The sequence below is a fragment of the Gracilimonas sp. genome (assembly GCF_031581265.1).
Taxonomy (GTDB): domain Bacteria; phylum Bacteroidota; class Rhodothermia; order Balneolales; family Balneolaceae; genus Gracilimonas.
In genome coordinates this window covers 59400-72773 of record NZ_JAVLBQ010000007.1, presented here as the reverse complement: position 1 = coordinate 72773, position 13374 = coordinate 59400, and the positions used below count along the sequence as shown (strand labels likewise).

The 13374-nt window shown below is 40.7% G+C and carries 10 protein-coding genes; 5 read left to right on the top strand and 5 right to left on the bottom strand.

Annotated features, from left to right (window positions below):
- Positions 1 to 74: 74 nt before the first annotated feature.
- Positions 75 to 1841, bottom strand: coding sequence for a sodium:solute symporter family protein (locus tag RI561_RS04460; RefSeq protein ID WP_395079025.1), 1767 nt, complete (start codon positions 1839 to 1841; stop codon positions 75 to 77).
- Between the two features lie 2 nt (positions 1842 to 1843).
- On the bottom strand, positions 1844 to 2104 hold the full coding sequence (locus RI561_RS04455; RefSeq protein WP_395079024.1) for a DUF4212 domain-containing protein: 261 nt from the start codon (positions 2102 to 2104) through the stop codon (positions 1844 to 1846).
- Positions 2105 to 2329: 225 nt separating this feature from the next.
- On the opposite strand from RI561_RS04455, the gene RI561_RS04450 reads away from it, so the two are divergent.
- The 4 genes from RI561_RS04450 to RI561_RS04435 all read left to right on the top strand — a co-directional run bounded on the left by RI561_RS04450 (position 2330) and on the right by RI561_RS04435 (position 6679).
- Positions 2330 to 3355, top strand: coding sequence for a hypothetical protein (locus RI561_RS04450; RefSeq protein WP_395079023.1), 1026 nt, complete (start codon positions 2330 to 2332; stop codon positions 3353 to 3355).
- A gap of 124 nt (positions 3356 to 3479) precedes the next feature.
- On the top strand, positions 3480 to 4409 hold the full coding sequence (locus RI561_RS04445; RefSeq protein ID WP_395079022.1) for a M23 family metallopeptidase: 930 nt from the start codon (positions 3480 to 3482) through the stop codon (positions 4407 to 4409).
- 167 nt (positions 4410 to 4576) lie between these two features.
- Positions 4577 to 5464 carry an aldo/keto reductase gene (locus RI561_RS04440; RefSeq protein ID WP_395079021.1) on the top strand — a complete coding sequence of 296 codons (888 nt, stop codon included), beginning with the start codon at positions 4577 to 4579 and terminating at the stop codon, positions 5462 to 5464.
- 63 nt (positions 5465 to 5527) lie between these two features.
- Positions 5528 to 6679: a hypothetical protein gene (locus tag RI561_RS04435; protein ID WP_395079020.1), complete on the top strand. Its 1152-nt coding sequence runs from the start codon at positions 5528 to 5530 to the stop codon at positions 6677 to 6679.
- Between the two features lie 18 nt (positions 6680 to 6697).
- Here the strand turns inward: RI561_RS04435 and RI561_RS04430 are convergent, their stop codons facing one another.
- Positions 6698 to 7687, bottom strand: a complete 990-nt coding sequence (locus tag RI561_RS04430) for a cation diffusion facilitator family transporter (RefSeq protein WP_395079019.1) — start codon at positions 7685 to 7687, stop codon at positions 6698 to 6700.
- 33 nt (positions 7688 to 7720) lie between these two features.
- The gene (locus RI561_RS04425) at positions 7721 to 8338 is read right to left on the bottom strand and encodes an inorganic pyrophosphatase (RefSeq protein ID WP_395079018.1); all 618 of its coding nucleotides are present in this window, start codon (positions 8336 to 8338) and stop codon (positions 7721 to 7723) included.
- A 371-nt stretch (positions 8339 to 8709) separates the two neighbouring features.
- Between RI561_RS04425 and RI561_RS04420 the strand changes: the two genes are divergently transcribed.
- Entirely contained in the window at positions 8710 to 9159 is a 450-nt protein-coding gene (locus RI561_RS04420) for a nucleotidyltransferase domain-containing protein (RefSeq protein ID WP_395079017.1), read from the top strand.
- 382 nt (positions 9160 to 9541) lie between these two features.
- Here RI561_RS04420 and RI561_RS04415 read toward each other — a convergent pair whose 3' ends face one another.
- A complete protein-coding gene (locus RI561_RS04415; RefSeq protein ID WP_395079016.1) occupies positions 9542 to 13213 on the bottom strand; it encodes a vitamin B12-dependent ribonucleotide reductase in 3672 nt (1223 codons plus the stop codon).
- Between the last annotated feature and the right edge of the window lie 161 nt (positions 13214 to 13374).

Here is a 13374-nt window from a genome sequence, read left to right as displayed (position 1 = left end):
CACTATCTTAAATTAGATATTGAGGATAAAGCCCACCTTACAAAAGTGGGCTTACTTCAATTAATCCATAATTATTATTGAGGATACCGAATACCTTCTACCAGTTCCTGTACGTCTTCAGGCGGCTCAGGAAAAATCATTCCAACCGCATACGAAACTACCAAGTTCAGTAGCATTCCAAGTGTTCCAATACCCTCCGGAGAGATTCCAAACCACCAATATTCCGGTGTATTATATTCCGGGAAAGCAATCTTGAAGAAAACTACATAAGCCAACGTAAACAACAATCCGGCAATCATTCCCGCAATGGCTCCCTGTCGGTTCATCTTCTTATAGAAAATACCAAGGATTATAGCAGGGAAAAATGAAGCCGCAGCAAGCCCAAAGGCAATGGCCACTACCTCTGCCACAAAACCGGGCGGATTAATCCCAAAATATCCGGCTACCAATACCGCACCCGCAGCAGAAATTCGTGCCCACATCAATTCTGCTTTATCTGAAATATCAGTCTGAATCTGCTTTTTGATTAGATCATGAGAAACTGCTGTGGATATCACCAAGAGTAACCCGGCTGCCGTTGAGAGGGCGGCAGCAAGTCCACCGGCGGCTACCAAACCGGCAACCCAAGCCGGTAAATTCGCTATTTCGGGATTGGCCAATACCATAATATCCCGATCTACATACAGTTCATTCTCACCCTCTGCCGGAGGATTATTGACAAGCACTTCACCGAATGCTCCACGGAGAACTTCCCCTTCTTCAGTTCGCTGTATATCAGGTAAGCCCTCAATAGCTTCACCAGGTGCATAGGTGATAATGCCATCATCATTTTTGTCAACCCAAGTGAGGAGTCCTGTTTCTTCCCAAGTATTAAACCAAGGCGGCATTTCGGTGTATTCTTCCTCGCTTACGGTTTCCATTAAATTGTATTTGGCGAAAGCAGCAATAGCCGGTGCTGTGGTGTATAGTATCGCAATGAAAATGAGTGCATATCCCACTGAAATTCGGGCATCACGTACTTTGGGAACAGTAAAAAATCGCACAATCACATGAGGGAGTCCGGCCGTACCTATCATCAAAGCAGCTGTAATGAAAAAGACATCCACAGTACTTTTAGTCCCACTGGTATAGGCGGCAAAGCCAAGTTCTGTATGCAACTCATCCAACTTTTCGAGTAGAAATTGTCCCGAGCCATCAGCTAAAGTAGAGCCGAACCCAAGTTGAGGAACAGGATTTCCGGTTAGCTGAAAGGAGATAAAAAAAGCGGGTACCATAAAAGCAAAGATAAGTACGCAATATTGGGCGACCTGCGTGTAGGTAATACCTTTCATTCCCCCTAAAACCGCATAGAAAAATACGATAGCCATCCCAATTAGAACTCCCATATCAATATTCACTTCCAGGAATTTAGAGAATACAAGGCCTACTCCTCGCATCTGCCCTGCTACATAGGTGAAGGATACAATCACCGCACAAATAACAGCAATGGTTCGGGCGAAATTTGAATAGTAGCGATCCCCGATAAAATCAGGAATAGTAAATTTACCAAACTTGCGTAGATATGGAGCCAATAATAACGCTAGCAATACATACCCTCCGGTCCACCCCATCAAATATACGGAACCGTCGTAGCCCATAAAAGAAATGAGCCCTGCCATGGAAAGAAAAGAAGCGGCCGACATCCAGTCTGCGGCCGTGGCCATACCGTTAGTCAGGGGACTTACATGTGCACCTGCTATATAAAAATCGCTGGTGGTAGCGGCTTTCGCCCAAATCGCAATTCCAATGTAAAGAGCGAATGTGATTCCAACTAAAATATAGGTCCAAACTTGAACATCCATGATTAGTCGTCCTCCCGCACGTTGAATTCCTTATCCAGATTATTCATTAAATACACGTACACGAAGATGAGGATCACAAAAGTATAGATGGAGCCTTGTTGGGCAAACCAAAACCCAAGTTTAAACCCGGCAATTTGAATCTCATTTAATGCAGGGGCTAATAAAATTCCAAATCCATATGAAACTACAAACCAGATACTGAGTAGTATCCCCAGGTAGCTTAAATTTTTTTTCCAATATCCTTCTAAGTCCCTTTCCGACATTGTGTTTGACCTCCATAGGTTTTATTTCCCGCTTAGTATGCAGTATTTGCAGGAATGAATCAAATGGAAATCAGAAAAGGATGAATCAAAATGCGATTGATATTTTAATTACCAGAGTCAAATAAAATGATAATCTATGATTTACATTCTTTGAAATTATTGGCGTAACTAATTGTTTTTACGCACGTAATTTTCACAAATCGATCATAATATTCTAACAAAATCATGAAATTTACTACTATAATTTTCATAATTGCACTGATCTTTCCTGCTGATTTACTTTTTTCACAATCTAACTACCAGAAACTTCCAGCTAAATTTGAAGCAAATCAAATTTATATAGAGACGGTTACTATGGAAAAAGATACTATTAAATTTTTTACAGATACGGGCGGAGGTGGAATTTTTATCACTCAACAACTTGCTGATAATTTGGATCTTAAAATAGAGAAAGAGAAAGCTGGAGGAAGACAATTAATGGTAGCAGATATACCAGAATTACAGTCAAACTATAAAATTCCTTTTATGCATTATGATTTTGATTCAGCAAAAGAGACAGTCCTAAATAGAAAAAAAGATTTATTTGCTAACAAAATGTTAGTGATGCCACCCGCAACCGGCATGAATAAGAAGCTACAAGAAGAGGGAGTTATTGATGAGGGAATGCTTGGCCAAGATTGGTTTGCTACCCGCATTTGGACCATTAAATATGGGGAAGAAGAGCTTTTACTGCATAATTCATTTAACTCAGATAACTTACGTCAAGAACATATGGTAGATCTTTTCTTTTCAAAAGATGATCGTAATAGGCACAAAACTCACTTACCAAGAATTCAAGCATATGTAAATGGAGAACGACTAAATTTTCTACTTGATACAGGTGCTACCACTTTTGTAAGTAACAATGCTCATAAGAAAATGGATGATAATTTACCCCCTACACGAGGGGCAAGTTATATAACGCAATCTAAATTTGAAAAATGGCATGAGGAGAATCCAAACTGGCAAGTAATAAAAAAAGGAGAAAAATTTACCGGCGCCAACTATATAAAAGTTCCAGAAATTAGAATTGCAGGTCACACAGTTGGACCAGTTTGGTTTACAACTCGCCCAGATCAAGTTTTTAGGGAACATATGGCTTCAATGATGGATAAAGAGATAATTGGTGCTTTAGGTGGGTCTGTATTTCAATTTTTCCAAATGACATTACATTACCCTGAAGAGTATGCGATATTTCACTTAAAAGAATAAACTGGTCTATTACTGCAGGTTATAGAACAAATGTGAGAAGGTGAATTTAATTTTAACCAATAGGATTAATTTCTTTTGAAATAATTAATCCTGGTTTTTTAGTCAATTAAAAAGTGCCAAAAACATGCTATTTCCTCTACTCTTTGCTTTGATACCAATTATTCAAGTTGGGATGCCTCTGTATTTAATTTACCGGTTATGGAAATCTAATTTTGAATTAAAAGTCAACTGGACAGTATCCTTTGTCCATTTTTTACTTTTATTAGCTACTCTATTTTTTGTATTTCGCTGGGATGTAATTGGATATGGATTGAGATATTGGCTGAATACATTTTTCTTGATAGCAGCATTATCTTCCTTCCTCCAAGTAAAAGATCTGCCCACATATAACAGTAAAAAGATGAAGTTGAGTTGGGGGAAAATTTCTGAAATACTGCTATTTGTTGTAATACTACTTTGGAGTTTATTGGGGACTGGAACTAAGCAAAAAAAATTGGACTTAACTTATCCTTTAAAAGGAGAAACTAATTACGTAATACATGGTGGTAGTACAATTGCTTTGAATTACCATGGAATTGCTGACCAACAAAAATATGCTCTCGATATTGTTAAACTAAATGACTGGGGATTTCGAGCTGAAGGGCTATTTCCAAAACAGCTACACAAATATAGTATTTTTGGAAAAACGGTTTACAGCCCTTTATCAGGTACTATCGTAGATGCAAAAGACAGTTTACCGGATCAAATTCCACCCAAAACAGTTTCAGAACAACCTACCGGGAATCATATCTGGATTAAAAAAGATAGTTTATATATCGTATTAGCTCATCTAAAACAAGGAAGTATCAAGGTCGAGAAAGGGGACAAAATTGAAGCCAATCAACCTATCGCAGAGGTTGGCAATACAGGAAATACCACAGAGCCTCACTTGCATATCCATGGTGTAAAGATTCCAAAAAATGAGAACCCAAAACCAGATTCTTTACTTTATAAAGGAAAAGCAACTCCATTGACTTTCAATGGAAAGTTCCTGATCCGGAATACTACTTTTTAGGGAATTATTGTCCTGATCATATCTCAAAACTTGCAAAAACTTTGCACATCTTATTCATTTTAAGATTAAAAGGTTATCAGATGTGTGCTTTCATAGCTTAACTGCTGAATGGAATCATTCATGAATTCTTTTACTTATACTAATCCATTTTAAGATGACAGGTATTTATGAAGTACACACAGTTGGGAAGTACAAACATTAAAGTCAGTGAAATCAGTTTTGGTTGTATGTCGCTTGAAATCGACAAAGGGCTAGACCACAATTCCAAATTGATACGGAAAGCATATAAATCGGGCATTAACTTTTTTGACACAGCTGATTTGTATGACAAAGGATTAAATGAAAAGGTGGTTGGTACAGCGCTAAACCCTTTTCGGGAGAACACACTAATTTCAACAAAAGTGGGAAATGAGTGGAAGGAAAATGGTTCGGGTTGGGATTGGAATCCGTCAAAGGAACACATTCTCACTGCAGTAAATGAAAGTCTGCGCAGATTACAAACTGATTACATCGATCTATATATGCTACATGGAGGCACTATAGACGACCCTATTGATGAAACCATCGAGGCATTTGAACGACTCAAGAAGCAAGGCAAAATTCGCGCATATGGCATTTCATCCATCAGACCAAATACAATCCGTGAATGGGTAAAACGCTCTAACATGGATTGTGTGATGATGCAGTATAGCCTTTTGGATAAAAGACCTGAAGAAGAAATTTTGGATCTACTGGCTGAAAATGACATTAGTGTAATAACGAGGGGTACACTTGCTAAAGGCTTATTGATTAATAAGTCTCCCAAAGAATATCTGAATTATAGTGTAGCAGACTTTGGTAAACTTCAAAGTGAAATCAAGAAAATGGGGAATCCTACTGCTCTTTCCATTCAGTATGTATTACAACATACCGCTGTGGCTTCGGCAGTGTTGGGTATTAGAACCAATGAGCAATTGCGTGATATAATTCAACATTTTGATGATCCGGTCTCAGAGGAAACTTTGGAGAAACTTTCATCCGTTTTAGCATCTAATCATTATTCAAAACACCGCTAAATATCTCACATTTCAACATTATTATTAATACTTTAGCTCAACTTTTTCATTTTAAATAACCCAATGTCAGTACATATCATTAAAGAAGAACATGATTTAGAAAATCTGAGTTCTAAATTGAATACAAGAAAGCAATTTTCCATTGATTTGGAATTTGACCGTAACCGATACCGCTACGGTTTTGATATGTGCCTGATGCAGATTTATGATGGTGAGGATTGTTATATAGTGGATCCACTCAGTGATTCATTATCCATCTCGACGATCTTCCCTCCTATCCAAAATCCAGATATTCAGAAAGTCGTTTTTGCATTTGGGGAGGATTTGCGACTCTTTCATTCCCTCGATTGTTTTCCAAAAAATATCTTCGACTTGGACATTGCCACAAGTTTGTTGAATTATGAACCGGCTTCACTGACAAATCTCATTAGTGAGGTTCTGGATATTGAGGTTAACAGCTCATCCCAACAAAGTAATTGGTATAAGCGGCCATTGACAGACAAGCAAATACAATATGCCGCCGATGATGTTATATACCTGCTTGATTTTAAAAATGCTTTAGAAGATCAAGCCCGAAAACAAAATCTACTGGATTGGATATTGCAGGAAAATTCGATCTTTGACCAATTAGATTACAGCGATCTTGATCATAACAATCCGGTCAAAGAAAAGGAAAAGAATAATATGACGATGTATGAATGGCATATTTATTGTCATTTGATGGACTTTTTCGACGGTATTGCAGAAAAGTATAACAAGCCCTTCTACCAGATTATAAAGAAGGAGCTTGTGGAAGAACTTGCCAAAAATCCAAACAACATTTCGTCTTGGCAGAATACTAAAGGGATATTTGGCAAAATCAAAAACTCCGGTTTTCAAAAACAGTTGCAGCAAGAATTACAAAAAAGTATCAATGAGGCAGAATCCAGAAATTTATCGAAGACTAAAAAAGCCTCATATGATCTCAGTAAAGAAGATTACCTGGCAATGCGCCACCGTCAAAGCCACATCAACAATATGAAAGATAAGCTCATGAAGCCCATTCAAAATAGCATTGCTGAAGATTTTGGTACACACGCAAAGTCATTTATACTGCCCAAAAGGCTGGCTAAAGAGATCATTGCTGGTGAGACAGAGTTGGTTCCTGATTACAAAATAGAATTGCTTAGACAATATTCTGCAAAGTTAGATATTGACTTGAGTGATTATATTTAAACTCGTGAACTTTTTAATTTAATTACCAAGCTGATGTTTCCCATCTGAGGCTACATTTTCAACCGTCCAGGTAATTTCTTCTTCAAACTGATGTTGACGAACTTCGCAGTTTGTCACCTGACATATTCGGCACGAAAACTCCATACAATAATCGGTGTGAATGAAGATCTCTATGCGATCTCCAAATTTATCTGTAATCAAGGCTTCGATCTTATCCAACTCAGCATGAGCTTCTTTTACAGTGAGGTACCATGGCAACGTTAGGTGGCAATCAACATGCAGAATTCGGCCATATTTGATGATCCTGAGATTATGGAGATCAATCCATTTTGGATCTCGGTTTTCCTGCAAAAAACTGATCAAATCTTCCAGCAAATCTTCATCTGTTTCATCCATAATACCTGCCACGGCAACTCTTAATATCCGGTACCCTGTTCTCATTATAAATAGTGCAAATACAATGGCTACGGCCCCATCCAGCCAAAGAATATTGGTAAATCTGATAAGGATCAATCCGGCTATAATACCAATGGTGGTGTAAGTATCTGTTTGAAGATGACGGCCACTGGCTTGTAATGCCAAGGAATCATTTTCTTTCCCGGTTTGATAAGCCCACCATCCAAATCCATAGTTAATAACAGCTGAAATTGCTATCAATATGATCCCCAGGTCAAGTTTCTGTAGCGGCTCAGGATGTATGAAACTTCGAACAGCTTCATAAATAATAAAAAGCCCGGCTATGGTTATCAGCGTACCTTCAATACCTGCTGAAATGAACTCAACTTTCCCGTGTCCATAGGGGTGATTGGCATCTTTGGGCTTTGCGGACAGATAAAGACTGTAGAGCCCAATGAATCCCGAAATGACATTGACAATGCTTTCGAGTCCATCTGTGAGAACTGCTACCGAACCGGTCAAATACCAAGCTCCCATCTTGAGTGCAAAGAGAATCACTGCAATGGCCACAATAAATTTCTGTACCCGGATATTCTCTTTACCCTTTGTCATACGATAGTCCGTTCAATATTCAATGCTGGCTTATTACTCTCCGAACATAGTTTCGTAATCTTTGATGGCTGCTTCGATCACTTTATATGCGTGGTTCTCATCAAAAATACCCTCTACATATACATCATTCGATTCTTTTCCCGGAATCAATTTGTATGTCCCAAAATAGTGCCGCAATCGTTCCAATAATACCGGAGGCAAATCATTTACGCTTTCTATATCTGCGTAATAGGTATCGTTATCGAGTACGGAGATGATTTTATCATCGGCCTCTCCCTTATCAACCATGTGCAATCCGCCAATTACTCTGGCACTTAAAATTACCTCATTGCGGTCAATGGGACGCTCACTCAGCACACAAATATCCAGCGGATCTCCATCTCCCTGCACATCTTGAGATGAGAGGGCTCCAACTTCATCTCCACAATACGTTCGAGGTATAAATCCATACAATGATGGTGGAAGTGACGAACTCCGTTGTGGGCGATCAACCCGCATATACCCTGTTTTTTTATCTACTTCATATTTGATGGTATCAAACGGGGTAAGCTCAATAAAGGCGTTTACATTTTTGGGTTGATTGGAGCCAACTTCGAGTCCGTGCCAAGGATGGGGTCTCCAGCGAAAGAATGGGTTGGGAAAGTTTGCCATGATGTTATAGGCTGTAATTCAAGTTCATCCGAAAGGTAAAAGTATTGGTGGAGAGATGCTTTAGGAACATCAGAACATCCAACAATGAACATCGACGGATGAACACTTATTCATCGTTCCCAAACGTCCCCGTTGGGAACGCCTGGTAGGACCTCCCGGTCCGCGTGATGAATTAGACAATGTATGGTCCAAGCGAGACGCTTGAACCAGTTGATTGAGATTCAGAAATTTTATGGATAAAAATGTATATTTATCCATGGACAAATCAATAAAAATCATAACAAAACAAGAGCAAAAAAGTGACCGTGATTACTGGATGAATAAGTCTCCGGAAGAACGACTTGCCGCTCTTGAAACCCTGAGGCAACAATATGTCCGACTCAAAGGTCTTCCCACCCGACTTCAAAGAGTTTGTAGAGTTGTTAAACGAGAACGAGGTTAAATACCTGATTACCGGTGGTTACGCTGTAGCCTTTTATGGGCACCCTCGGTACACCGGTGACATTGATTTCTGGGTTAAGTCCTCACCTAAAAATGCTCAAAAATTAGTTCGAGTACTGGAGGCTTTTGTAATGGGTTCTTTAAATCTATCACCTGATGATTTTTCAAAACCTGACTCAATAATTCAAATAGGCTATCCTCCTCACCGCATAGATATTATTAATGAAATTGATGGAGTTGAGTTTGATGAAGCTTATTCTTCTAAAAAAGAAGCTGTTGTAGATGATATAGACGTCAATTTTATATCTCTTAATGATTTAAAAAAGAATAAACGAGCTTCAGGAAGACATCGGGACTTGGATGACTTAGAGAATTTATGATACGGTTTTTTCTACACCAGAAAAAATAGTTAAACCTTAGTACGAACACCCACCGCTCATTTTAACAAGTTAAAAATGAAGGCACTTCCCTCAAGGGAGGACTTAGCCTTGTGACAAATCAATATCCGTTAAACAATTCAGCTTCAAATCTTTTATGCTTCAACGAATAGTCTCTCCTTGAGGAGAGGTCAATAAATGCAATTGTTCCTGTATTTATTGTGAGAGGTGTTGTTGCCAAAGCCAAAATAGCTTTCTACACCTAAAATCATAGAAACTAAAAACCCCGATCAGTTACTCACCAATCAGGGCTTTCTAATGTTCTCTACAAAATTCGATATTTGTTTAATGGTGATTCGTTAATTCGATTCCAACGATTAACGAATCAACTACAACCCGTGGTAGATCCACAAGTAATACACTTCATACAGGTTCCGTTTCTGACCATGGTCATGCTGCCGCATTCGGGGCAGGCTTCACCGGTGTAGCCCATTTGTTTGGCTTTGTCATAGTCACTTTCGTAACTGTCTGACTTCACCGCTTTTTGTTGTGTTTGGGCTTGAGATTCAGCAGCCGTTTGTGATGGATCTGACATCGACGGGGCTACTTCAGGCTCCGGTTCAGGTGCACGTGCTGTTGTTTTAGTATCAGTGCTACCTTTATCAAATTCAGCACTGTCCACATCCGGGTTGGCTTCTGCCGTAGGACGTAAATTCCGAGTTTCAATTTCCTCAGCCGGCACGTGTGCTAAATCTTCTCGGCCGAGATAAGTAACTGCAAGCTCACGGAAAATGTAGTCAATAACTGAGGTACTCATCTTCACATGCGGGTTGCCATTTACCATTCCGCTTGGCTCGAATTTGGTGAATACAAAGGCATCCACAAATTCTTCCAATGGAACGCCGTGCTGTAATCCAAGGGAAATTGAAATAGCAAAACAGTTCAACAAGCTTCTGAAAGCGGCCCCTTCACGGTGCATATCAATAAAGATTTCACCCAATTGACCGTTTTCATATTCACCTGTTCTGAGATAGACACTCTGTCCGCCGATCTTCACTTTTTGCGTGTAACCTTCACGACGGAATGGAAGTCGCTGACGACGAGCCACATATTTGTGAATGATTCGCTCGGCTACTTCAAGTACTTTGTCCTGAGCTTGTGAAGTTTCTGCATCTACGGACTCCTCATCTTCCTCATCCACGATTTCCTCAAGTACATCGGCCATGGAATTCAGCGGCTGACTTAATTTTGAGCCGTCACGATACAAGGCATTAGCCTTCAGCATCATCTCCCATGAATCCATGTAAGCGTCCTTCATATCTTCGATAGTCGCTTCGTTTGGAAGGTTGATGGTTTTTGAAATCGCGCCGGACAAGAATGGCTGGGCAGCAGCCATCATGCGAATATGTCCTTTGGCTGAAATGAAACGCGTTCCAATTCTCCCGCATCGGTTTGCGCAATCGAATACAGCGTAATCTTCCTCTTTCAGATGCGGTGCACCTTCCACGGTCATGGTTCCACATACGTAATCATTGGCTTCCTGGATCTGCTCATGGCTAAAACCAAGGAAACGCAGCATATCGAAATTCATATCGTTGAGCTGCTCTTCAGAAATTTCCAGTACTTCTTTACAGAAATCTTCTCCCAGCGTCCACTGGTTGAATGCAAATTTGATATCGAAACTTCCTGGAAGCGCCTGATTCACCGCATCAATTTTCTCTTTGGTGAATCCTTTATCCATCAGGGTTTCAGGATTGATGTGTGGACATCCCTCAAGTGATCCTGAACCTTTTGCATAGTCAATGATCTCCTGAGATTCTTTTTTGGAATAGCCAAGGTTTTTCAGCGCTTTCGGCACGGCTTGATTGATGATCTTGAAATATCCGCCACCGGCCAGTTTCTTGAATTTTACCAAGGCGAAATCAGGCTCGATTCCGGTCGTATCACAATCCATGACCAGACCAATGGTTCCGGTTGGGGCAAGAACGGTAACCTGCGCATTTCTATATCCGTGTTTTTCACCAAGCTTGAGTGCTTTATCTGAAGCTTTTTTGGCGGCTTTCACCAGATAATCCGGACACAGCGACGCATCGATTCCCATCGGCTTCACGGTCAATCCTTCGTACTCCTCAGGATCAGCATTGTAAGCTGCCCTTCGGTGATTTCGGATCACCTTCAACATATGTTCTTTGTTGGCTTCGTATCGCTCAAAAGATCCCAGCTCTTTCGCCATCTCGGCTGAAGTTGCATAGGACGTCATGTGCATGGTAGCGGTAACGGCTCCGGCTACAGCGGCTCCTTCTTCACTGTCGTAAGGAAGCCCTTGCACCATAAGAGCCGCTCCAATATTGGCATATCCAAGTCCCAGCGTGCGGAATTTGTAGGAAAGATCCGCAATTTCTTTGGATGGGAACTGAGCCATCAGCACAGAAATTTCAAGGACTACCGTCCATAAACGGGAAGCATATTTCAATGACTCCACATCAAACTTCCTGTACTCGCCATCACCTTCGAAGTATTTCATCAGGTTCAGAGAGGCAAGGTTACACGCAGTGTTGTCGAGGAACATATATTCCGAACAAGGATTACTCGCATTGATCGGGCCATCCTCGGGGCAGGTGTGCCATTCGTTGATGGTGTCATGATACTGCGTTCCGGGGTCGGCACAGGACCAAGCTGCATAGGCAATGTCATCCCAAAGTTCACGGGCTTTCATAGATTTCATTGGCTCGGGCTCACGTCCTTCTTTGGCCGCTCGTTTTTTCTCAACACGACCATATAAATGCCAATCACTATCTTCCTTCACCGCTTTCATGAAGGAGTTTGGTACTCGTACGGAGTTGTTGGAATTTTGTCCGCTTACCGTAGAATAGGCTTCGGAATTCCAGTCTGTATCGTAGGTATCAAATTCTAAGTCAGTGAATCCCTGAGCTGCAAGCTGAATGACACGCTCTATATAATTAAGAGGTATCTGATCTCTTTTTGCCTTACGGATTTCTTCTGCCAGCTTTTTGTTTTTCAGCGGATCACGGCTCATCGCCCCGTTAAAAGTACGTCCTTCAATCTCAACCGGTGTGTGGCACAACTTGATAATATTCTTAAGTCGCCTTTGAACCGTCTTTGAACCGGCTACCAACGCGGCTACTTTCTGCTCTTCCCGAACTTTCCAGTTGATGTATTCTTCGATATCGGGGTGATCCAGATCGAGGGTTACCATTTTCGCTGCACGCCGGGTAGTTCCACCAGATTTAATAGCACCGGCAGCACGGTCGCCAATTTTGAGGAAGCTCATTAATCCGGAACTTCTTCCACCGCCACTTAAAGGTTCATCGGCTCCGCGAATTTTGGAAAAGTTACTTCCGGTACCGGATCCATATTTGAAGAGACGAGCTTCTCTAGTCCACAGATCCATAATTCCACCTTCATTTACGAGATCATCATCCACGCTTTGAATGAAACATGCATGTGGTTGTGGATGCGTATAGGCATCTTCGGATCGCTTCAATTCCCCGGTCTTGCCATCCACATAATAATGTCCTTGAGCCGGACCGTTAATTCCATAGGCCCAATGAAGGCCGGTGTTAAACCACTGCGGACTGTTCGGAGCCGCCATCTGCGTGGCCAGCATATATGCTAATTCATCATAAAATACCTTTGCATCCTCTTCACTTTCAAAATAATCATGCTTCCATCCCCAATAAGTCCAACAGCCCGCCAATCGGTGAAACACTTGCTTACTGTCAATTTCATGTCCGTACCGTTTTTCTTCCGGTAACTCTTTGAGGGCTTTTTCATCAGGAACGGATCTTTGCAACCATGTAGGCACGCCCTTTTCTTTTACCTTTTTGAGTTTTGCAGGCACTCCGGCTTTCCGGAAATATTTTTGTGCAATGACATCTGTAGATACCTGACTCCAATCTTCCGGTACCACAACGTTTTCCATATGGAAAACCTGGGAACCGTCAGGATTTTTTATTTCAGAGGTGCGCGTTGCAAATTTGATTTCATCAAATGGTGTTTTCCAGTCCGGATTGGTGTAGAAGCGAGTAAATTTCATTGGCGTACTTCGTTTGAATTAAAATTTTTAATAACCTTCGTAGATGAGAGACAATTTTAATACCCGATTGCAGAGTTATCTCCTAAAGAAGTACGGAATAATATAGACGAGTAGAGGTATGACAGCAAGTTAAAAATCGAATACTTTTCCACAAATTTGAA

What these genes read in the sequence shown, in the direction of transcription:
- RI561_RS04435 (WP_395079020.1), top strand. Translation starts at nt 5,528, where the DNA reads ATGTCAGTACATATCATTAAAGAAGAACATGATTTAGAAAATCTGAGT.
- RI561_RS04440 (WP_395079021.1), top strand. Translation starts at nt 4,577, where the DNA reads ATGAAGTACACACAGTTGGGAAGTACAAACATTAAAGTCAGTGAAATC.
- RI561_RS04450 (WP_395079023.1), top strand. Translation starts at nt 2,330, where the DNA reads ATGAAATTTACTACTATAATTTTCATAATTGCACTGATCTTTCCTGCT.
- RI561_RS04460 (WP_395079025.1), bottom strand. Translation starts at nt 1,841, where the DNA reads ATGGATGTTCAAGTTTGGACCTATATTTTAGTTGGAATCACATTCGCT.
- RI561_RS04455 (WP_395079024.1), bottom strand. Translation starts at nt 2,104, where the DNA reads ATGTCGGAAAGGGACTTAGAAGGATATTGGAAAAAAAATTTAAGCTAC.
- RI561_RS04415 (WP_395079016.1), bottom strand. Translation starts at nt 13,213, where the DNA reads ATGAAATTTACTCGCTTCTACACCAATCCGGACTGGAAAACACCATTT.
- RI561_RS04420 (WP_395079017.1), top strand. Translation starts at nt 8,710, where the DNA reads ATGTCCGACTCAAAGGTCTTCCCACCCGACTTCAAAGAGTTTGTAGAG.
- RI561_RS04445 (WP_395079022.1), top strand. Translation starts at nt 3,480, where the DNA reads ATGCTATTTCCTCTACTCTTTGCTTTGATACCAATTATTCAAGTTGGG.
- RI561_RS04430 (WP_395079019.1), bottom strand. Translation starts at nt 7,687, where the DNA reads ATGACAAAGGGTAAAGAGAATATCCGGGTACAGAAATTTATTGTGGCC.
- RI561_RS04425 (WP_395079018.1), bottom strand. Translation starts at nt 8,338, where the DNA reads ATGGCAAACTTTCCCAACCCATTCTTTCGCTGGAGACCCCATCCTTGG.